21 protein-coding genes are annotated in these 20,140 nt (G+C 59.5%); 17 read left to right on the forward strand and 4 right to left on the reverse strand.

From position 1 onward, the window contains the following. Positions 1–195 precede the first annotated feature (195 nt). The 12 genes from DU506_RS03545 (at position 196) to lpxL (ending at position 10,946) form a co-directional block, all read left to right on the forward strand. Positions 196–1,341, forward strand: coding sequence for a GNAT family N-acetyltransferase (locus DU506_RS03545; protein WP_114485579.1), 1,146 nt, complete (start codon positions 196–198; stop codon positions 1,339–1,341). 88 nt (positions 1,342–1,429) lie between these two features. Continuing rightward, positions 1,430–1,774 carry a cell division protein FtsB gene (gene ftsB, locus DU506_RS03550; protein WP_114485580.1) on the forward strand — a complete coding sequence of 115 codons (345 nt, stop codon included), beginning with the start codon at positions 1,430–1,432 and terminating at the stop codon, positions 1,772–1,774. A gap of 13 nt (positions 1,775–1,787) precedes the next feature. Next, positions 1,788–2,483, forward strand: coding sequence for a 2-C-methyl-D-erythritol 4-phosphate cytidylyltransferase (ispD, locus tag DU506_RS03555; protein ID WP_114485581.1), 696 nt, complete (start codon positions 1,788–1,790; stop codon positions 2,481–2,483). Beyond that, a complete protein-coding gene (ispF, locus tag DU506_RS03560) occupies positions 2,483–2,977 on the forward strand; it encodes a 2-C-methyl-D-erythritol 2,4-cyclodiphosphate synthase (protein WP_114485582.1) in 495 nt (164 codons plus the stop codon). Before ispD ends, ispF begins: the two co-directional genes overlap by 1 nt. Next, a complete protein-coding gene (gene truD, locus DU506_RS03565) occupies positions 2,974–4,053 on the forward strand; it encodes a tRNA pseudouridine(13) synthase TruD (protein ID WP_114485583.1) in 1,080 nt (359 codons plus the stop codon). Before ispF ends, truD begins: the two co-directional genes overlap by 4 nt. 21 nt (positions 4,054–4,074) lie before the next feature. Then, positions 4,075–4,821: a 5'/3'-nucleotidase SurE gene (surE, locus tag DU506_RS03570; RefSeq protein WP_114485584.1), complete on the forward strand. Its 747-nt coding sequence runs from the start codon at positions 4,075–4,077 to the stop codon at positions 4,819–4,821. Then, positions 4,808–5,485, forward strand: coding sequence for a protein-L-isoaspartate(D-aspartate) O-methyltransferase (locus DU506_RS03575; RefSeq protein ID WP_114485585.1), 678 nt, complete (start codon positions 4,808–4,810; stop codon positions 5,483–5,485). The genes surE and DU506_RS03575 overlap by 14 nt, the downstream gene beginning before the upstream one ends. Then, on the forward strand, positions 5,482–6,453 hold the full coding sequence (locus DU506_RS03580) for a DUF368 domain-containing protein (RefSeq protein WP_114485586.1): 972 nt from the start codon (positions 5,482–5,484) through the stop codon (positions 6,451–6,453). The genes DU506_RS03575 and DU506_RS03580 overlap by 4 nt, the downstream gene beginning before the upstream one ends. Positions 6,454–6,460: 7 nt before the next feature. After that, on the forward strand, positions 6,461–7,531 hold the full coding sequence (locus tag DU506_RS03585; protein ID WP_114485587.1) for a peptidoglycan DD-metalloendopeptidase family protein: 1,071 nt from the start codon (positions 6,461–6,463) through the stop codon (positions 7,529–7,531). 255 nt (positions 7,532–7,786) lie between these two features. After that, positions 7,787–8,764, forward strand: coding sequence for an RNA polymerase sigma factor RpoS (gene rpoS / locus DU506_RS03590; RefSeq protein ID WP_114485588.1), 978 nt, complete (start codon positions 7,787–7,789; stop codon positions 8,762–8,764). Positions 8,765–8,912: 148 nt separating this feature from the next. Further along, positions 8,913–10,016: an alanine racemase gene (gene alr, locus DU506_RS03595; protein ID WP_114485589.1), complete on the forward strand. Its 1,104-nt coding sequence runs from the start codon at positions 8,913–8,915 to the stop codon at positions 10,014–10,016. A 15-nt stretch (positions 10,017–10,031) separates the two neighbouring features. After that, positions 10,032–10,946 carry an LpxL/LpxP family Kdo(2)-lipid IV(A) lauroyl/palmitoleoyl acyltransferase gene (lpxL, locus tag DU506_RS03600; protein ID WP_114485590.1) on the forward strand — a complete coding sequence of 305 codons (915 nt, stop codon included), beginning with the start codon at positions 10,032–10,034 and terminating at the stop codon, positions 10,944–10,946. Positions 10,947–10,994: 48 nt separating this feature from the next. Here the strand turns inward: lpxL and speD are convergent, their stop codons facing one another. From speD to DU506_RS03620, 4 genes are all read right to left on the reverse strand, one after another. Beyond that, on the reverse strand, positions 10,995–11,789 hold the full coding sequence (gene speD, locus DU506_RS03605) for an adenosylmethionine decarboxylase (protein ID WP_114485591.1): 795 nt from the start codon (positions 11,787–11,789) through the stop codon (positions 10,995–10,997). A 156-nt stretch (positions 11,790–11,945) separates the two neighbouring features. Beyond that, positions 11,946–12,365: an OsmC family protein gene (locus DU506_RS03610; RefSeq protein ID WP_114485592.1), complete on the reverse strand. Its 420-nt coding sequence runs from the start codon at positions 12,363–12,365 to the stop codon at positions 11,946–11,948. 86 nt (positions 12,366–12,451) lie between these two features. After that, entirely contained in the window at positions 12,452–13,117 is a 666-nt protein-coding gene (gene murU / locus DU506_RS03615; RefSeq protein WP_114485593.1) for an N-acetylmuramate alpha-1-phosphate uridylyltransferase MurU, read from the reverse strand. After that, complete coding sequence (locus DU506_RS03620) at positions 13,114–14,133, reverse strand: aminoglycoside phosphotransferase family protein (protein ID WP_114485594.1); 1,020 nt, start codon at positions 14,131–14,133, stop codon at positions 13,114–13,116. Before DU506_RS03620 ends, murU begins: the two co-directional genes overlap by 4 nt. Positions 14,134–14,203: 70 nt before the next feature. Between DU506_RS03620 and DU506_RS03625 the strand changes: the two genes are divergently transcribed. The 5 genes from DU506_RS03625 to apaG all read left to right on the forward strand — a co-directional run bounded on the left by DU506_RS03625 (position 14,204) and on the right by apaG (position 20,099). Continuing rightward, entirely contained in the window at positions 14,204–16,645 is a 2,442-nt protein-coding gene (locus tag DU506_RS03625) for an LPS-assembly protein LptD (protein WP_114485595.1), read from the forward strand. A gap of 121 nt (positions 16,646–16,766) precedes the next feature. Continuing rightward, positions 16,767–17,747 (forward strand): peptidylprolyl isomerase, encoded by a 981-nt coding sequence (locus tag DU506_RS03630; protein ID WP_235825423.1) that lies wholly within the window; start codon positions 16,767–16,769, stop codon positions 17,745–17,747. Then, entirely contained in the window at positions 17,747–18,802 is a 1,056-nt protein-coding gene (pdxA, locus tag DU506_RS03635; RefSeq protein WP_114485596.1) for a 4-hydroxythreonine-4-phosphate dehydrogenase PdxA, read from the forward strand. Before DU506_RS03630 ends, pdxA begins: the two co-directional genes overlap by 1 nt. A gap of 107 nt (positions 18,803–18,909) precedes the next feature. Then, complete coding sequence (gene rsmA / locus DU506_RS03640; protein ID WP_114485597.1) at positions 18,910–19,725, forward strand: 16S rRNA (adenine(1518)-N(6)/adenine(1519)-N(6))-dimethyltransferase RsmA; 816 nt, start codon at positions 18,910–18,912, stop codon at positions 19,723–19,725. 2 nt (positions 19,726–19,727) lie between these two features. Further along, on the forward strand, positions 19,728–20,099 hold the full coding sequence (gene apaG, locus DU506_RS03645) for a Co2+/Mg2+ efflux protein ApaG (protein WP_371829368.1): 372 nt from the start codon (positions 19,728–19,730) through the stop codon (positions 20,097–20,099). Positions 20,100–20,140 lie beyond the last annotated feature (41 nt).

Consider the following 20,140-nt stretch of genomic DNA (forward strand, 5'->3'; position numbering starts at 1 on the left):
ATCCAAATATTGAGACCCAGATCTTGAGACTTAGATCTCGAGACTTAGATCTCGAGACTCAGATCTTGAAGCTTAGATTTTGAGACCTAGTGCTTGAAACCGGGTCTTGAAAATCCAGCTTTTGAACCCCGGATTTTGAAACTTGTGTAGAGTGACGAGGCGTTATCTACCGTTTGAATGTTCGCCGGAGGTGTCATGCAGCCACTGTCATTGTCTATTGTACCTGCCATTGAGGCCGTGACGGCAAGCCAATGGAATACGCTGGTGGGCATTGACCAGCCTTTCATGCGTCATGAATTCCTGCACGCCCTGGAAGCCAGCGGCAGTGTGAGTGCCGCCACGGGGTGGGAACCTTGTCATCTTACCCTATGGCAGGGCGGCAATCTGGTGGGGGCGATGCCGCTGTATCGTAAATACCACTCCTATGGGGAGTATGTGTTCGATTGGAGCTGGGCCGATGCGCTGGAGCGCGCCGGTGGACAGTATTATCCCAAGGGGCTCAGCGCGGTACCCTTTACCCCGGTGCCCGGTACCCGCACCTTGTTGGCAGCGCATATCGACCCCTTGGCCGCCCGGCGCCTGTTGGCCCAAGGCTGGCAAGAGGCCTGCGATCAGGACTCGCTTTCCGGTTGGCACCTGCTGTTTGCGGATGACGATGATGTCGAAGCCTGGCAGAAGGTTTGCCCGGCGTTGATCGTTCGCCATGGCGTGCAATTTCAGTGGCGCGATGAGCAATACGGCGATTTCGACGGCTTTCTGGCGCGGATGACCTCAAAGCGGCGCAAGGCGATTCGCCGCGAGCGGCGCCTGGTGGCCGAGCAAGGCCTGGAGCTGGTGCGCCTCGAAGGAGAAGGCATCACCGCCGAAGCGATGGCTCACTTCTATCGTTGTTATACGATCACTTATCATGAGCGTGGCCGCCCGCCGTATCTTAACCGGGAGTTTTTCGAACGGCTGCGACATAGCCTGCCAGACTCGCTACTGCTGGTGCAGGCCCGCCTGGCGGGCAAGCCGGTGGCGGCGGCCTTGTATCTGCAGGGGGCGCAGAGTCTTTACGGGCGCTATTGGGGCAGCGAAATCGTCGCCGACAGCCTGCATTTCGAGGCCTGCTACTATCAAGGGATCGAACATTGCCTGGCGCGCGGCTTGACGCTATTCGACCCGGGCACTCAAGGCGAACATAAACTGATTCGAGGTTTCGCACCGCGCCGTTTGCGTTCCTTGCATTATCTGGCGCATCCGGGGCTTTCGACGGCGGTGGCAAGATTTTGTGCCGAAGAGCGCCGACAGATCGAGGCTTACTGCCAAGCGGCCCAAAAGGCATTGCCGTTCAAGCAATGAATGCCAGGAACGGTTCGCGGCTAGTTCAGGTTGGTGGCATAATGCGCGGCCATCCTCAATCCTCACTATGTGGCGGAGGAACGACACAATGCACAAGTGGCTGGTGATCGCACTTGGAGTGATGCTGGCGCTGCTGCAGTATCGGCTCTGGTTGGGTGAGGGCGGATGGCAGGATCTGCAGACGGTGCGTGAGCGCGTCGCCGTACTGGAAGCGCATAACCAGCCCCTGCGTGAACGCAATGCCCGCCTGGCCGCCGAAGTTTCCGACCTGAAAAACGGTCTGGATGCCGTCGAGGAGCGTGCCCGCAGTGACATGGGCATGGTGCGCACCGATGAACAGTTTTTCTGGGTGCCCGGCGTTGCGATCGAAAACCAGATGATGGAAATCAACGCCGGCCTGGTCGTGGAACCCGGTCAGAAACTCTTGCCATGAAGGCCCTGGTATCATGAAAAATCCCTTATGGCTGATCGTGCCCGCCGCCGGGCAGGGTCGCCGCATGGCCGCCGCCAAACCCAAGCAATACCTTGCGCTGGGTGAAAAACCGATCATGCGGCATACCCTTGAACGCCTCCACGCCGCCTTTCCCGAGGCTCATCTGGTGCTGTGTCTTGACCCTGACGACCAGTGGTTCGACCCCGGCTGGGTACCGTTTTCCCGCTGGCAGCGGGTCGACGGGGGCAGCGAGCGCATGGACAGTGTGATGCAGGCGCTGGCGGCGATTCCAGCTGAACCTGAGGATCTGGTCATGGTGCACGACGTGGCCCGCCCCTGTGTCAGCGTTGCCGACCTCGGCTTGCTGCTGAGCCACATGCAAATGCATCCGGCCGGTGCGCTATTGGCCATGCCGGTGGCGGATACCATGAAGCGTGCCGATGACAGCGGTGCCAGTGGCGCCACCGAGCCGCGCGACGGGCTCTGGCATGCCTTGACGCCGCAGGGCTTTCGCTTCGAATTGCTCTGCCGTGCCCTGGATCAGGCCCGCGCCAATCAGTTAATGGTGACCGATGAAGCCTCGGCGGTGGAAGCCTTGGGTCAGTATCCACGGCTGGTCAGTGGACGGCGCGATAATCTCAAGGTGACCCACCCGGACGACCTGGCCCTGGCGAATGCCATTCTGGCCGCTCAACAGAGGAATTCATGATGCGCATAGGCCACGGCTTTGACGTTCACCGTTTCGGCCCCGGCGATCACCTGATGATCGGTGGGGTGGCGATACCCTTCGCGCACGGATTCGTCGCTCATTCCGATGGCGATGTCTTGCTGCATGCCATCTGCGACGCCCTGCTGGGTGCCTGCGCCCTGGGCGATATCGGCGCGCATTTTTCCGATACCGACCCGGCCTGGAAGGGCGCCGACAGCCGTGAGCTGCTGCGCCATGTCGTGACGCTGGTGCAAGGCCAGAGGCTTGAACTGCTCAACCTGGACGCCACCCTGCTGGCTCAGGCGCCGAAAATGGCGCCGCATATTGCCAGCATGCGTGAAACCATCGCCGCGGACCTGGGCGCTACGCTTGAGCAAGTCAACGTCAAGGCGACCACCACCGAGCGCCTGGGTTTTACCGGGCGGGGCGAAGGCATCGCCGCCGAGGCCGTGGTGCTGCTGGCAAGCAAGGCTACACTACGAGGTGAAGCATGAGTGACGCCGTCGTGGCGCGCTGGCCGCGGGTATTGGATGCGGCCTTCGGTCCTCCGCTTCCCGGCAATTACCGCGCTCGACCGGAAGATTTTCGTGTGGAGGAAACGCTGGATTTCGTCCCCGAAGGGCACGGCGAACATCTGTGGCTGCGCCTGGAAAAACGCAACCAGACCACGCTGGATGTGGTCAGGATATTGGCTCGGCTGTGCGCGGTCGGCCCACGCGATGTGGGCTATTCAGGGATGAAGGACCGGGTAGCGGTCACCCGCCAATGGCTGAGTGTGCATTTGCCGGGCAAGGGCGATCCAAAGGCACTGGAAAGTCAGTTGGCCGAACTGGGTATTATCCTGCTTGAACAGGTGCGCCACCCGCGCAAGCTCAAGCGAGGCGTGCATCGTACCAACCGCTTTACGCTGTGTCTGACGGGAGAGGCCGTCGCCGCCGCTGATTTCACCCGGCGCTGGGAGACATTGTGCGAGGCGGGGGTGCCCAATTATTTCGGGCCGCAACGTTTCGGGGCGGGTGGTCGCAACCTGCTTCGTGCCCGGGAACTGCTGGCACGCGGCTGGCGCAAGCGCGACGACCGTCAAGGCATGATGCTTTCCACGGCACGCAGTTTCTTGTTCAATGAACTGCTGGGCGCTCGCGTGCAGGCGGGTGACTGGGCGCAGCCGGTGGCGGGTGATGTCCTGATGCTGGACGGCACCCAAAGCATTTTCTGCGTGGATGAGGTGCCGGCTGAGTTGCTCGACCGAGCGGCGGCCCTGGACATTCATCCCACCGGGCCGATGTGGGGTACGGGTGAGCCGGCGACACGACAGGCCGGCAGCTATGAGCAGCAGTTGTCACGGACCCATGGCGCCTTATGCGAAGGCTTGTGCCAGGCTGGGGTCAAGCGTGCCCAGCGAGCATTGCGCATGCGCCTGCTTGAACCCAGCCTGCAAATCGAAGGTGACAGGGTGCAGTTGGCTTTTTCACTGCCCCGGGGCGGCTTTGCCACCGCAGTGCTTGCCGAGCTGATCGAGCATCCTGATTTTGCCGGCGTCTCTATCGACCATGCCCGGCCCGACGGCTAGGCCGAACAAGGAGTGTGACTGATGCGGCGATTGCTGCTTTCCAATGATGATGGGGTGCATGCTCCGGGTCTACGCGCCTTGTATGAGGCCTTGTTGCCCCACGCCAAGCTGCGTGTGGTGGCGCCGGATCGTGATCGCAGCGGGGCAAGCAATTCCTTGACCCTGTCCCGGCCGCTGGCGCTGACGGCGCTGGAAAACGGCTTCTACAGTGTCGACGGCACCCCGGCGGACTGCGTTTACCTGGGCGTTAACGGGGTGTGGGATGAAAAGCCCGACCTGGTGATTTCCGGCATCAATGACGGCAGCAACCTGGGCGATGACGTGATTTATTCCGGCACCGTGGCTGCGGCGATGGAAGGGCGTAACCTGGGCATGAGTGCGATTGCCATGTCGTTGTGTGGGCGCCAGTATTTCGAGACTGCCGCCCGGGTGGCGGCCACGCTGGTAGGTGCCGCCGATCAGCTTTCCCTGCCACCGCGCAGCCTGCTCAACGTTAATGTCCCGGACGTGCCCTGGGAGCAGTTACGCGGATTTCGCGTTACGCGCACCGGCTATCGCGGCCCGGCGGACCGTCCTCTGGAAGTGGAAGACCCGCGGGGTCGCAAGCGTTACTGGATCGCCGCGGCGGGCGCCAATGCCGATGAGGGCGAGGATACAGATTTTGCCGCGGTGAAAGACGGTTATGTTTCCATCACCCCGTTACATACGGACCTGACGCGTTACCCATCGCGCCAGGATGTGCAGGAATGGTTGGATGCCTTTGCCTGACCTCTCACCGGCTGAATTGCGAGGTCGCGGCATGACCTCTCAGCGTACCCGTGACCGCATGATTCAACGCTTGATCGAGCAGGGTGTGCGTAACCGGGAAGTGCTTGATGTCATGGCCCACGAGCCACGGCATCTGTTTGTCGATGAAGCCCTGGCGCACCGTGCTTACGAAGATACCGCCTTGCCACTGGGCTTCGGGCAGACGTTATCGCAACCCTTGACCGTCGCCCGGATGACGGAGCTTGTGGTTCGCGAATCGCCGCGTCGCGTGCTGGAACTTGGAACGGGTTCCGGCTACCAGACCTTGATTCTTTCGCGCCTGGTCACGGAACTCTATTCCGTGGAACGCATCCATGCCTTGCATGAGCGTGCAGCCTTGCGTTTGAAGCGTCTCAAGGCGCCAGCGAGATTGGCGCTGGCGGACGGCAATCATGGTTGGCCACAGGCGGCCCCTTTCGATGTGATTTTGCTGACGGCTTGCGCCGAAGATTTACCTCATGAATTACTTGCACAACTCAGCGAGGGTGGCGTATTGATTGCTCCCTTGGCGGATGCCGATGGCACGCAATGGTTGACTCAGCTACGTCGAGTGGGTGAGACCATCGACCGGCGCCGGTTGGAGCCGGTACGTTTTGTACCCTTGTTACAAGGAGTTATTGGTTGAAGCGTCAAATTGGAGTTTTTTTCAAGGGTGCCGGCATGGGAGCGGCGGATGCCGTTCCCGGCGTGTCGGGTGGCACCATCGCCTTTGTTACCGGGATTTACGAAGAGCTGATTCATACCATTCGGCAGTTCGGTCCCAGTGCCTTGGGTGCTTGGCGTCGTGGACGCTGGCCGGGGTTGGCTGTGCATTTGAACCTGTCCTTCGCGCTGCCGCTGTTGTTGGGTATTGCCGCGAGCCTGTTCAGTGTGGCGCACCTGGCCCTGTGGCTGATGGAGGCTTATCCACTTTTGCTGGATGGTTTCTTCTTCGGTTTGGTGGCGGCCTCGGCTCTGGTGGTGGGGGGCGCTCAGCGGGATTGGAAATGGATCTATCTGTTGCCACTGCTGATAGGTTTGATGCTTGCCAGGGTATTGCCTTCATTGATGCCTCTGATACTGGTGATCGGCAACGATGCACTGGTCTTGGTGTTGGCTGGGGCGGTGGCCATCAGTGCCTTGTTGCTACCCGGCGTGTCGGGTAGTTTTCTGCTTTTGACCATGGGGCTGTACGGCACCATCATGGATGCCATCCGGGGGTTGGATTGGGGGGTCATGGGCCTGTTCGGGCTGGGCTGTCTGATCGGGTTGATGCTGTTTTCGCGGCTTCTGGCATTGTTGTTGAACCGCTATCATGGGGGTACGTTACAGCTTTTGTTAGGCTTTATTCTCGGTTCGCTACCGGTCCTCTGGCCATGGCGCGAGCTGGTGCGTTATCAGCTGGGTTCTGATGGGCAGTTGATTCCGTTGACGTTTCGTTATCTTTCGCCGGATGATTATGCTGTATTGACTGGAACTTCGGCTCAGGTGCCCGCTGTCATCGCCCTGATGGCTGGCGGGATTGGACTGGTATTGTTGCTGAATCGAAAAGCGAGTGCCGGTCGTAGGTTCGGGTCCCATAAGCCCGCTGCGGAAGTGACTGAAAAGGAGTAAGAGTTTCATGCATAAAGTATTCATCACATCCGCTTTGGCGCTGGCAATCACCGGTTGTGCCGCCCAGCAAGGTGGGGGACCTCAGGTGCGTGACCTGAGCGAAGCCAGCCGTGCGGTTCAAAGTTCATCCTCAGGCTATACCGTAAAACCCGGTGATACCCTGTATGGCATCGCTTGGCAGCATAATTTGGATTACCGGGAGCTGGCGGCATTCAATAGTATCGATCCGCCTTATCAGATTCATCCCGGCGATCAGCTGCAGCTGCGTGATAGCGGGGGGCAACCTTCACGTCCCTCCACTGAAATGAGTCGGGCCGATAACACCGATGCCACCCAGGCGCGCGTTGCCGGTGCCGTAGCGACAGGTCTGAATCAAGGCGGTGGCCAGCCGGTGGCTTTGGCTTCTCAGGACCAGGAGCTGGACTGGCTGCTGCCCGATGAAACCGCGATCGAACGCGATAAACGCCAGGCTGACGAGCGCGAACCGGAATCCGCCTCTGAGACTGGACCGCAAACCGAGGCAGCCCCCGAAGTAGCCTCCGAGCCGCAAGTATCGTCTGTTGCTGAGTCCGAGCCCGAGCCTGTATCTGCGACCGAACCTGAGCCCGAAACTGCCACTGAAGCGCCAGCCGAACCCGAACAAGCCTCCGAACCACAAGCCGCTCCACCCACCCCACGTGCGGAACGTACCTACACCCCGGTTGAAACCGTGGACTGGCAGTGGCCCGTCGATGGCCAGGTGGTGGGTGAATTCGGCAAGGGAAGCAGCGTTACCGCCGGAATTGATATCGCCGGGGAAAAGGGGCAGTCCGTCAAGGCGGCGGGTCCCGGTATCGTGGTGTATGCGGGTAGCGGCGTCCGGGGGTATGGCAACCTTGTGTTGCTAAAGCACAACGATCAATACCTTAGCGCCTATGCACATAATGACAGCTTGCTGGTCGAGGAAAACGATGTCGTGGCCGCAGGGGACGTCATTGCCACCATGGGTGACAGCGATGCGGAAGATGTCAGGTTGCATTTCGAAGTGCGTGAGGACGGCCAGCCTAAAGATCCCCTGACGTTCCTGCCGTCACGTTGATACGCTACCTTGGATGATTGCTACGATAAGCAGGAGGAAAACAACAAGAAATGATGTGATGCCTGCCGGTGCGACCTTCCGGCAGTTACAAGACGGCTGTTGAAAAATACTGAATGAGATAGTTCATGCATATGAATGAAAAAACTCATTAAAAATGAATGGGTAAAATAATAAACAGCCATAACAATAAGCGTCGATGATAGGCGCAAAGAATGCTTTGGAAGGCGGGCAGGCCTAATCACGGGGGTGTTTACAATGAGCATGCTGGAACGCGATATTCAGGAAGTCGATCTGAATTCCGCAGAGGAAGCGGTGGGCCAGGTGGATGATGATGATTCTGTGGTGGAAGAAGATGCTTTCGAGAAAGCATTGGGCCGCGAGGATCGTCAGCACCACCAGAGCCTTGATGCAACGCAGATATATCTCAATGAAATTGGCTTTTCTCCGCTTCTGACGCCGGAAGAAGAAGTGTTCTACGGACGTTTGGCACGCAAGGGTGATTCGCTTGGACGCTCACGGATGATCGAGTCCAACCTGCGGTTGGTGGTCAAGATTGCGCGACGTTATCTCAACCGCGGGCTGACGTTGCTGGATCTTATCGAGGAAGGCAATCTCGGCTTGATCCGTGCGGTGGAAAAGTTCGACCCCGAGCGTGGCTTTCGTTTTTCCACTTATGCTACCTGGTGGATACGCCAAACCATCGAGCGTGCCTTGATGAATCAGACACGCACGATTCGTCTGCCGATTCATGTGGTCAAGGAGCTGAATATTTACCTGCGTGCGGCACGTGAATTGACCCAAAAGCTGGATCATGAAGTGACCGCTGAAGAAATCGCCGAACATCTGGACAAGCCAGTCGAGTCGGTCAAGAAAATGCTTCGCCTCAACGAACGGGTTTCCTCGGTGGACTATCCAGTGGGTGGCGAGAGCGACAAGCCGCTGATCGACACATTGTCCGATGAGAATGATAACGGACCGGAAGCCTTGTTGGTGGACGGTGACGTCAAGGAACATGTCGACTGCTGGCTGGATGCATTGAGTGAAAAACAGCAGGAAGTGGTGGTGCGCCGATTCGGTTTGCGCGGCCATGAAGCCGCTACCCTGGAAGTGGTGGGCGCTGAAATCGGCTTGACCCGTGAGCGGGTGCGTCAGATTCAGGTGGAAGCGCTCAAGAAACTGCGTCGTGCTCTGGAAAAGCAAGGCTTGTCCGTGAACTCGATTTTCGAAAACTGATGGTATGCGCTTGGCGGCACGCCCTGTGCCGCCAAGGCTATTGCAACGAGATTCTCAAGGTCGCTCTCAAGAGCACTCTCAATGACCTCGAAACCCATGCTCGTCCGTGGGTGCCCAACCTAACCATTCTGAATAAGCGAAATATCCGATGCGCCCGTTAACGGCTCATGTCGATCTCGACGCCTTGCGTCATAATTACCGCTTGGCGCGAGACTTGGCGCCGCAAAGCCAGGCGTTGGCCGTTCTCAAGGCCGATGCCTACGGCCATGGCGCTCTGGCTTGTGCCAAGGCACTGGAAGAGTTGGCTCCGGCATTTGCCGTTGCCTGCCTGGAAGAGGCGGTGGTGCTGCGCGAAGGCGGCATTCGTACGCCGATCGTCCTGCTGGAAGGCATTTTTACTCCCGACGAGCTGGTGCTCGTCGATGAGCTGGGTCTGTGGATGGCGGTACACAGCGATTGGCAGGTGCAGGCGTTGCTGCAGTTTACGCCGCGACGGCCTATTCCGGTATGGCTGAAAGTGGATTCGGGGATGCACCGCCTGGGGTTTCGTCCAGAAGAAGCGGCTAGCGTCTGGCGTCAACTATCGGCCGCACCGACGCATGCCACCAACCTTCACTTGATGAGTCATTTCGCTACCGCAGATCGCCTGGATGATGCCTATTTTCAGCGCCAGATGACCTGTCTTGATGCACTGGCCGTCGAACTCAAGGCACCGTTGTGCCTGGCCAATTCTCCAGCTACCTTGGCGTGGCCGATGGCCCATGGCGCCTGGAATCGTCCGGGTGTCATGTTGTACGGAAGTGACCCCCTGGAAGCGCCCAATGCCGCCAGTCAGCGGCTTGCCCCGGTAATGAGCCTGCGTTCGGAGATCATTGCGGTGCGTGAGCTCGCCCAAGGTGAGCCAGTGGGGTACGGCGGGCGTTGGCGAGCTTCTCGGCCCTCGCGGATAGCGGTGGTGGCCTGCGGCTATGGCGATGGTTACGACCGCCATGCCGTGGATGGAACGCCAGTACTGGTCGAAGGCAGGCGGTGCGCGCTTTCCGGCAAGGTGTCGATGGACATGCTGACCGTGGATATTACCCAGGTGCCGGAGGCGACCATCGGCAGCGAAGTGGTACTGTGGGGCTGTGCCCAAAGCGGCGAAACGTTGGGTATCGATGAGGTGGCGGGTTATTGCGACACCATCAGCTACACCTTGTTGACCGGGGTATTGCCGCGCGTGCCAAGGCGCTATCATGGCGGCTTTTGCTGAGCGGTTGCCTTGCCTATGTCCAAATGTCGTTACCCCGCCTCCTTTGCGCATCCCCGTTTCTGGCCGACCTGGCTTGCGATCGGTGCCATGTACCTGGTCGCCTGGCTACCCTGGCGGCTCAAGCTCTGGCTGGGCAAGTGGATAGGTCTGGCTGCCTGGCGGTTGGTCAAACGGCGCCGGCACATTACCGCCACCAACCTGGCGTTGGCCTTTCCCGAAAAATCCGCTGTCGAACAGCGCCATCTGGTGCGTGAAACCTTCATCGCCAATGGTATCGGGTTAATGGAGGCCGCCACGGCCTGGTGCCGTGATGCCGAGCATCTGCGCCACCGTGTGGCTTGCCGGGGTGAAGAGCATCTGCAGCGGGCCAAGGCCCAAGGTAAAGGCGTATTGATCGTGGGGGTGCATTTTTCGACCCTTGATATGGGCGGCGCCTTGCATTCGTTGTTCTTCGAAGCGGATGCCGTTTATCGCCCTCACAATAATCCGTTATTCGATCGTTTCATGACCCGCTCCAGACATCGCGTCTTTGGGGAGTTGATCGACCGTCACGACCTGCGTCGCATGATTCGCTGCATAAAATCGGGACGTATCGTCTGGTATTCACCGGATCAGGATTTTGGGCGAAAGGTCAGTGTGTTTGCCCCGTTTTTCGGCCGGCAAGCCGCCACCATCCGCTTGACCACCAAGATCGCGCGTATGACTGGAGCGCCGGTGGTGCCGTTGATGTTTCATCGCAACCCGGATAACCGAACCTATACCATTGAATGGTTGCCGGCGCTCGAAGACTTTCCCGGTAAGGATGAAGTGGAGGATGCCGCTCGGGTGAATGCGTTTGTCGAGCAGGCGATTCGCAAGCACCCGGAGCAGTATCTGTGGTTGCATCGGCGCTTCAAGACGCGCCCGGAAGGAGAACCCGGCATCTATTGACGCCGGGTAAAACGAGGCAGGAAGAAAAACGAGGCAGGAAGAGGGTGGTTAGTCGACGTTGCGCGAGTAGAAGATTTCCAGCATTTCCTTGCGCAGCCGGCTTTCGATATCGCGGGCCTCTTCGAAGGTAATGTCGCGCCGGGAGGTGCCGAACAGGTAGTTGTCCAGGGCGAAGTCCTTGAGCAGCATCTTGGTGTGGAACATGTTTTCCTGATACACGTTCACATCCACCATTTGATAGCCATGCTTGGTGTCTTCGGCCAGGTAGTCCTGGATCGAGGTGATATCGTGGTCGATGAACAGCTTCTTGCCATTGACGTCCCGGGTGAAGCCGCGCACGCGGTAATCCACGGTGACGATATCCGAGTCGAAGCTGTGAATCAGGTAGTTCAGCGCCTTGAGCGGGCTGATCATGCCGCAGGTGGACACATCGATATCCAACCGGAACGTGCTGATGCCGTTATCCGGGTGTGATTCCGGATAGCTGTGTACCGTCACGTGACTCTTGTCCAGGTGACCGACCACGGTTTTGGGCAAGGGGCCGGGACCCGGCTGAATCTGCTCGGGGGCGGCATCATCCAATTCGTGCTCGGCAATCAGGATGGTCACGCTGGCGCCATGGGGCTCATAATCCTGGCGTGCGATATTGAGCACATGAGCACCGATGATATTGGTCACATCCTTCAATATCTGGGTCAAGCGCTCGGCGTTGTAAAGCTCATCGATATAATCGATGTAGGCTTTACGCTGCTCTTCGGTCTTAGCATAGCAGATGTCGTAGATGTTGAAGCTCAAAGAGCTGGTCAGGTTGTTAAACCCGTGGAGTCGGAGATTGTCAGACACGTCCGAGCCTCCTGATGGCAGGTGAAGACACCCCGACGAGCCAGCGCCGGAACCGATGAAAACTTATATGAAAATAAGGGGGCGTATTATGCCCGGCCGAGGCGCGCGACGCACCCGACCGAGGGCATTTTTTTATGACTTTCGCGGAAAAGACGTTCAAACGTCGATAATCTCGAAAGAATGCGTGATATCCACCCCACCCCGCACCAACATGATCGAGGCACTGCAGTATTTTTCCGCGGACAGCTCGACGGCGCGTTTTACCTGCTTTTCTTTCAACGCCCGGCCGCTGACCACGAAGTGCACGTGAATCTTGGTGAACACCGCAGGGGTTTCCTCGGCGCGTTGGGCCTCGATTTCGGCGACACAATCGGTCACGTCCGCGCGTGCCTTGTCGAGAATGTTGAGAATATCGAAAGCGGTGCAGCCGCCCATGCCCATCAGTAACATTTCCATCGGCCGTGGGCCGGTATTGCGGCCGCCGTGATCCGGCGGGCCGTCCATTACCAGGCTATGGCCACTGCCGGATTCCGCTACAAACTGTCGACCATCCGTCCATCTGACTCGAGCTTTCACAAATCTCTCCTCGGGTTGGGTCACTATTGGTTGGGGAGGATAGCATTTTTCCCTCGCATCGCTGCAGGGTTTCCAACCATCCGGGCTCAGGGCGCCGCTTGCAGCTGTGCTTCCAGCCGGGCGAGGCGTTCGGGCGTGCCCACATCCACCCAGTTGCCCTGAAAATATTCACCGCTAACACGCTGGTGTTGCATGGCATTTTTCAGCAGCGGCGCCAAGGCGAATGCACCGGACGGCATGCCGGCCACCAGCGCTGGGTCGATCACGCTGAGCCCGGAAAATGTCAGCCTGGGGCTGCCTTCCTGTTGAACGCGCCCGCTGTGCATCAAATGAAAGTCACCTTGGGGGTGGTGGTCGGGATTGTCCACGAGTACCAGATGGGCCAGATCGTCACCGAGGGCGATTGGGTCGGGCAGGTGATCGCACCAGATATCGCCGTTGACCAGCAGGAAAGGGGCATCGCCGAGCAACGGCAAGGCATGGCGAATACCTCCGCCGGTTTCCAATGGTTCCCGTTCATGGCTCCAGGCAATGCTGACTCCATGTTGCTTGCCATCACCCAGTGCCTGCATGATCTGCTTGCCCCGGTAGCTGACATTGATGATCACCTCCTGGATTCCATGGTGCGCCAAGCGTTCCAGGTGGTGCACGATCAGCGGCTTGCCCGCCACCGGCAACAGTGGCTTGGGGCAGTGGTCGGTCAGTGGGCGCATGCGTTTGCCCAGCCCCGCGGCCAGTATCATGGCTTTCACTGGACGTCCTCCCGGCTCAGGCGCTGGCTCAATGCCGGGCGCAGGGTTTCACGTACCCAGTGCAGAAAGTCGCTATGGGCGGGCAGGGTGGCCAGGCTATTCTCCAGATGATCGAGAAAATGCGGCAAACGCCAAAGGTAACCAGTCTTGTGGTCGCGCAAGGTCAGGCGACAAAAAATTCCCAGCACCTTGAGGGAGCGTTGGGCGGCCATGGCCTGAGTCTGGTGCTCGAAGGTTGCCAGGTTGATGTCGGCAGCCAGCCGCCCATCCCGCCGGGCCTGGTGGTAAAACTCGCCGACAAGGGCACTGAAGGTCTCGGGAGAGAAGCGGCAATAACGTCCGCGCAGCAGCGATATCAGATCATAGGAAATGGGCCCGGCCACGGCGTCCTGAAAATCGATCATGTACAGCCGTTCCTCGAAGAGCATCAGGTTCATGGCATCGAAATCCCGGTGCACGCTGACCACCGGCTGGCTCAGGGCCGTCTCGATCAGCGCCTTGCGTACGGCCGGCCAACTGTCGGGCGTGTCTATTCCCAGCCAGGCGTTCAGGCACCAGTCGGGGAAAAGATCCAGTTCACGGCCGAGCAAGGCAGCATCGTAAGCCGGCAAGGCGCTGGGATCGGCGCGGTTCTGCAGGGCCGCGATAACCGCCAGCGCCTGGGAGTGGCGTGCCAGAGTGTCGGGATGCTCGGCAGCCTTGAACGCATTCTGCAGGGGGGTCTCGCCCAGGTCCTGAAGCTCGATGAATCCTTGTGTCAGGTCATGAGCGTAGATGATCGGCACCGCCAGTCCGGCGGCTCGCCAGCGTTCGGCGATGGCGATGAAGGTCTGGGAATCTTCCTGCTCGGGAGGCGCGTCCATCAGCATGCGGTTTTCGCCTTCGGGCAGGGTGAGGCGAAAATAGCCCCGAAAGCTGGCGTCGCCACCGGCTGGAGAGAGCGTAAGGGCGGTAGTCGGCAAGCCGTGTCGCTCGGCTGTCCAGGCGGTCAAAGCATCAAATCGTGAAGAGGACATGCAAGCTCCTTGCTGGTCGGGCATCATGCGGACTGTATAATACCGATTCTCGATGCCAAGGATAACGGACATGGGCAAGCGACTTTCGCGCACGGCACCGATTTCGCGAATGCTGGGGGCCGGCCTGCTGGCGGGTGCATCGCTGAGCCCCGCCTGGGGGCAGGGCGACGAACCCACGGCGGAACAGCTTGATTGGCATCCCTGGGAGGGCGCGGCCGCAGAGGGGCAGCTATGTCGCGGACGTTATGTCATGCCGGCATACCGTCTGCCCGCCGCGTCCGATCCCGAGACCCTTTCACTGGAAGCGGATGCGCTGAATTATGCCACCGGCGGAGACGCTCTGTTGCGTGGTGATGTGGTGCTTCGCCGCGGCGATGCCCAACTGGAAGCCCAGTCATTGAACGTGCCTGCGGACCGCGAGCAGCTGTACGCCGAAGGAAAACTTTCCTTGCGGGATGGACGCGTCCTGGTGCGCGCTGAACGAGCGGATATGGCATTGAGCGCTGATCGCGCGACGCTGGAAGATACCGCTTATGTGTTCTACGACCAGCATATTCGCGGCCAGGCGGCCCAGTTGGAGCAAACCGGGGAAGATCGCTATCGTCTGCGTGATGCCGGTTTCACGACCTGTGACCCGGGTGACAACACCTGGCGTCTGGTGAGTAGCGACATCAAACTTGATCAGGCAAGTGGCGTCGGCACCGCTCGCCATGCCCGGCTCGAAGTCAAGGATGTGCCGGTGTTCTATTGGCCGTGGCTGCGCTTTCCTCTGGATGATCGTCGACAGACGGGTTTTCTGTGGCCTTCCTTGAGTGCTTCCGGGGATGGGATCGATTACGCCCAGCCGTTTTACTGGAATATCGCGCCTGATCAGGATGCCACTTTCATTCCGCGCTGGTTGTCGGCCCACGGCTGGTTGCTGGGCGGTGAATACCGTTACCTGCGCGAGGAAAGCGCCGGGCGGATAGAAGGCGCTTGGCTTTCCAGTGATGATGGCGGTTCTGGCGGCGGCGCCAACCGTTATACCGGAGAGGATCGCTGGTATGTTGATGCAACCCATGCGGGACGTCTGAATTCACGCAGTAATTATCGCCTGCGTTATGGCGGGGCCAGCGATGGGCGCTACTTCGATGATTTCGACAGTGGCATCGGCGGCGACTCAAGGGTCAGCATGGAGCGTCTGGCGCAGGTGGATTATCGCGGTGAACGCTGGCAACTGGACGCCCGTGCTCAAGGGTTTCAACGCCTGGAAGACCCGCTTGCCGATAACGACAAGCCGTTCTATCGCCTGCCCAGCCTGACCGCCAACGCTCAATGGCAGTTTGATAACGGTGTGTATTCCGAATGGCGCTCCAATGCGACGTATTTCTGGCGTGACGTGGACGAGACCGTCGTGCCGGAGCGTGAGGCGGCCATCGGGTCACGGCTGCATCTTACGCCGGTAGTCGGGTGGCGTTTCCAACGCCCCTGGGGTTACCTTGAACCACGTACCGAGCTTTGGCATACCGCTTACACGCTGGATTACGGTGATCGCCAAACCCAGCGCAGCGATACGCCCACGCGTAGTGTGGCGTTAAGCTCGGTGGACGGCGGTCTGGTGTTCGAGCGTGAACTGGCGCTGGGTGGGCAGGATTACCGCCAGACGTTGGAACCGCGTCTCAACTATGCCTATGTACCGCGTACCGATCAGCGTGATCTGCCCGACTTCGACAGTCTTGAACGGACGTTTTCATGGAACCAATTATGGTCGACCCAGCGTTTTTCCGGCGCCGACCGGGTCGGTGACCTCAATCGGCTTTCTTACGCGCTGGAGTCACGCCTGCTGGAAGACGAAGATGGCGCTGAGCGGCTTTCGGTAGGGATGGGGCAGAGTGTGTATTTCGCCGATCGACGCATCGATATCGACGGTGATCCGGATAAGTCGCGCCGCGAAGAATATCTCACCGAGGCGCGTTATTATCAGGCGACCCGCGAGCGTTCGCCGCTGGTGACCCGTCTGGACTGGCAGATCACCCCGCGCTGGAGCGCAGGTTATGAATGGCTTTACGATGATCAGCGTACTCAGACCGAACGTTCTTCGGTCGAAGCCCGCTACCGGCATCCTGAGGGTCATGTGCTGAACCTTGGGTATCGCTGGGAAATCCAGGGATTCGACCCGGCAGTGTTGCCGGGTGATGACGCCTTTCGCGATTACAACCGCGAAGAGATAGATGTCTCGTTTGCCTGGAAAGCCACACCGCGCCTGGACTTGATCGGACGTTATCTTCACGATCAGACGAATCAGCGTTCGCTCGACCAGTTGGCGGGTGTGCAGTGGAATGATTGTTGTTACGGTCTGCAGCTGGTGTGGCGTGAGTGGGTGGACGATAACGACACGGCGCGCGTGGAAGATGACTTCAGCGACCGGGGAATTTTCCTGCGTTTTGTGTTCAAAGGCTTGGGTGGCATGGGCCAGCAATCGGGCAGCGTCTTCGAACAGGCGATCCCCGGTTATCGTGCGACGCAGTTCTAGGGGCTCTCCTCCGATTGAGCCAGACGCTTACTCTCAAGAGACGTTTTATATGAACAAAAGCTACATGAAAAAAGGTTATATGAATAAAAGAAACCCATCGATGTGCTGTACAAGGGTCACCATGCTTGGGCGTGTTCTGGGCCTGGCCCTATGCCTGGGTATTGCCCCTTTATCCTTGCAGGCGCAGGACTTCCAGTCCACGGAGCGCCGTGTGCTGGACCGCATCGTGGCTGTGGTCAACGATAGCGCCATCATGCAGAGCGAGCTTGATGACCGCTTGCAACAGGTGCTTCGCCAGGCCGAAGGGCAAGGCGGCAGTTTGCCGTCCAGGTCGGCGCTTCAAGAACAAGTGCTGGACCGCATGGTGGTGGAAGAGATTCAGTTGCAAAAGGCTCGCGAGGCCAATCTAAGTGTGGATGAGACCGAGCTTAATCAGCAAGTGCGACGCATTGCCGAATCCAATCGCATGAGCCTGGATGAATTCGCCGATGCGCTCGAAGCGGACGGTTCGTCCCTGGCCGATGTGCGTGAAGATATCCGCCGTGAAATGCTGATCCGTCAAGTGCAACAGCGCCAGGTGGGTGGGCGCGTATCGATCACCGAGCGCGATGTCGACCGTGTGCTTGAGCAGCAAGGTGCAGTCAGCGACAGTGGTCAAACGGTAGTGGAAGAGCATCGCGCACGTCATATTCTGGTCGAGGTGACGCCCACCCAGGATGAGGAACAGGCGCTGGCGCTGGCGCAACAGATACGTCAACGACTCAGCCAAGGGGCTTCATTCTCTGGGGTCGCTCAAGAGGTCAGCGATGATCAGGGAAGTGCGCCTAATGGCGGTGAGCTTGGCTGGGTGCGCCCGGGCCAGACGGTACCCGCCTTTGAAGAAACCATGCGCGAGCTTTCGCTGAATCAGGTATCCGAACCGGTACGCTCCCAGTTCGGCTATCACTTGATAGAAGTGCTTGAGCGTCGCAGCCAGGATGTCAGCCGGGAAGCACAGCGTGAGCAGGTGCGCCAGGCACTGTTCCAGCGGCGTGCCAATGAGGAACTGGAAAACTGGCACCAGGAAATCCGTTCGCAAGCCTTCGTCGATATCCGCCTGTAATGTCTGGCTTGGCACAAGCCCGCCCTCGGCTGGTGTTGACCACCGGTGAGCCTGCGGGTATCGGTCCCGAACTTGCCCTGATGCTGGCCGCCGGAGGCGATCTGCCCTCGGGCACTGTCGCCATCGGCGATCCTGAAATGCTGGCGGTGCGTGCCCGACAGTTGGGTTTGCAGGTGCGGATCAGCGTCAGCCAACCCGGCGAGGCTCTGCCTGAAAGCGGGCCCGGCGTGCTGGCGGTGTGGCCGGTGCCCCTGGGCGAACCCGCCATTCCCGGGGTGCTCAACCCGGCCAATGCCGATTACGTGCTGCAAACCTTGAATGTGGCGGTGAAGGCATGTCTGGCCGGCCATGCCCAGGCAATGGTGACGGCCCCTCTGCATAAAGGGGTGATCATCGAGGGCGGGTACCCGGAATTTACCGGCCACACCGAGTTTCTGCGCGATGCATGCCAGGTAAGCGAAGTTGTCATGCTGCTGGCCACCGATCGCGCTCTGCACGGCCAGGTGCCCGGCTGGCAGGGTGCAGGCGACTTGCGAGTAGCGTTAGTCACCACGCATTTGCCCTTGCGTGAAGTGGCGGATGCGATCACCGTCGAACGATTGACGCGGGTGGCGCGCATTCTGGAAACCGGCTTGCGCCAACAGTTCGGTATCCTGGCGCCACGGATTGGGGTGTGTGGCTTGAATCCCCACGCCGGTGAAGACGGCCATCTGGGTAATGAGGAGCAGACCATCATCACGCCGACCCTGAACGCCTTGCGCGCCGAGGGGCTGGACATTCATGGCCCGCTGCCCGCCGATACGCTGTTTACCCCGCGCCACCTGGCGGGCGTGGATGTAGTACTGGCGATGTATCACGACCAAGGGCTGGCGGTGTTGAAGTATGCCGGCTTCGGGCGGGCGGCCAACATTACCCTGGGCCTGCCGCTGGTCCGTACCTCGGTGGATCACGGCACGGCGCTGGATCTGGCCGGGAGGGGGCAAGCCGATCCTGCAAGCCTGAAGGTGGCCCTCAATCTGGCAGCCACCCTGGCAGGTCGCAAGCGGCTCGGTTAACAGCGAAAACCGCCAGTTTTCAGTGCCGTACAATCCTGGTGTCGTTCAATTTCAGCGGCATTCAATGTCAGTGTCAGTGTCAGTCAACTTCCAAGGACAGCGTTTTCATGTCTCAAGTGCCGGTTCATCGCGCCCGTAAGCGCTTCGGTCAAAATTTCTTGCGCGACCCGGGCATTATCTCGCGGATCGTGCGTTCGGTCGCCCCGCGTGCCTCCGACCGGCTGGTGGAAATCGGCCCCGGCCAGGGCGCGCTGACTGAACCTTTACTCGACGCCGCCGGGCATCTGGAAGTCATCGAGCTGGACCGTGACCTGATTCCCGGCCTGCGGGTGCAATTCTTCAACTATCCTGATTTCGTGATTCACGAGGGCGACGCGCTCAAGTTCGATTTCGCTGCCCTGAGAGGCGAGGGGCCGGCGCTGCGCGTGGTGGGTAACCTGCCCTACAATATTTCCACGCCCTTGATCGTGCATCTGCTCTCCATGGGGGATGCCATTGGCGACATGCATTTCATGTTGCAAAAGGAAGTGGTCGAGCGTCTGGCGGCACAGCCGGGCGGCCCGGATTGGGGACGGCTTTCGGTGATGGCACAATATCACTGCCGGGTCGATCAGTTGTTTGTGGTGCCGCCGGAGGCGTTCGTGCCACGCCCCAAGGTAGACTCGGCGATCGTTCGCTTGACCCCGCATGCGCAATTGCCGCATATCGCTCAAGACACCCAGGTGTTGTTCGATATGGTGCGCACGGCCTTTGGTCAACGGCGCAAGACATTGCGCAACAACCTCAAAGGGCTGATTCCCGCCGAGCAACTGGAGGGCTTGGGGATCGACCCTGGTCGCCGGCCGCAAACCTTGACCGTGGAAGAGTACGTGCGGATTGCCAACCATCTGGCGGCAAATAATGCCGCAAGTCACGAGGAGTGAGTGTGTCGGATATCGGCGTCACTATCGAACCCTATTACCGCAGTGAAGAATCCAGCGAATCCGAGTCACGCTATGTCTTCGGTTACACCGTGACCATTCACAATACCAGCGCTCATAGCGTACAGCTCATGGCGCGTTACTGGAAAATCACCCAGGGCAATGGCGAGAATCAGGAAGTCCGCGGCAAGGGGGTGGTCGGCCAGCAACCCTTGATCGGCCCCGGTCAGCGCTTTCGCTATACCAGCCGCGCGATTTTGCAAAGCCCCGTGGGCGTGATGGAGGGGGCTTATACGTGTTTCGATGTCTCCACCCAGCAATCCTTCGATGTACCCATCGCACCCTTTCGGCTGGCAGGGTTGAATCAAATTCATTGAACGCGACCAGGCACCAGGAAGGCCCTGGTTAACGTGACCCA

This window comes from Vreelandella rituensis (genome assembly GCF_003336665.1).
GTDB classification, from domain to species: domain Bacteria; phylum Pseudomonadota; class Gammaproteobacteria; order Pseudomonadales; family Halomonadaceae; genus Vreelandella; species Vreelandella rituensis.

Bases quoted from the DNA above. Each gene is read 5' to 3' on its own strand.
- DU506_RS03630 (WP_235825423.1), top strand. From the start codon at position 16,767: ATGCTTGGGCGTGTTCTGGGCCTGGCCCTATGCCTGGGTATTGCCCCT.
- truD (WP_114485583.1), top strand. From the start codon at position 2,974: ATGAGTGACGCCGTCGTGGCGCGCTGGCCGCGGGTATTGGATGCGGCC.
- rpoS (WP_114485588.1), top strand. From the start codon at position 7,787: ATGAGCATGCTGGAACGCGATATTCAGGAAGTCGATCTGAATTCCGCA.
- lpxL (WP_114485590.1), top strand. From the start codon at position 10,032: ATGTCCAAATGTCGTTACCCCGCCTCCTTTGCGCATCCCCGTTTCTGG.
- DU506_RS03585 (WP_114485587.1), top strand. From the start codon at position 6,461: ATGCATAAAGTATTCATCACATCCGCTTTGGCGCTGGCAATCACCGGT.
- alr (WP_114485589.1), top strand. From the start codon at position 8,913: ATGCGCCCGTTAACGGCTCATGTCGATCTCGACGCCTTGCGTCATAAT.
- DU506_RS03625 (WP_114485595.1), top strand. From the start codon at position 14,204: ATGGGCAAGCGACTTTCGCGCACGGCACCGATTTCGCGAATGCTGGGG.
- pdxA (WP_114485596.1), top strand. From the start codon at position 17,747: ATGTCTGGCTTGGCACAAGCCCGCCCTCGGCTGGTGTTGACCACCGGT.
- ispD (WP_114485581.1), top strand. From the start codon at position 1,788: ATGAAAAATCCCTTATGGCTGATCGTGCCCGCCGCCGGGCAGGGTCGC.
- ftsB (WP_114485580.1), top strand. From the start codon at position 1,430: ATGCACAAGTGGCTGGTGATCGCACTTGGAGTGATGCTGGCGCTGCTG.
- surE (WP_114485584.1), top strand. From the start codon at position 4,075: ATGCGGCGATTGCTGCTTTCCAATGATGATGGGGTGCATGCTCCGGGT.
- ispF (WP_114485582.1), top strand. From the start codon at position 2,483: ATGCGCATAGGCCACGGCTTTGACGTTCACCGTTTCGGCCCCGGCGAT.
- DU506_RS03620 (WP_114485594.1), bottom strand. From the start codon at position 14,133: ATGTCCTCTTCACGATTTGATGCTTTGACCGCCTGGACAGCCGAGCGA.
- DU506_RS03575 (WP_114485585.1), top strand. From the start codon at position 4,808: ATGCCTTTGCCTGACCTCTCACCGGCTGAATTGCGAGGTCGCGGCATG.
- DU506_RS03545 (WP_114485579.1), top strand. From the start codon at position 196: ATGCAGCCACTGTCATTGTCTATTGTACCTGCCATTGAGGCCGTGACG.
- rsmA (WP_114485597.1), top strand. From the start codon at position 18,910: ATGTCTCAAGTGCCGGTTCATCGCGCCCGTAAGCGCTTCGGTCAAAAT.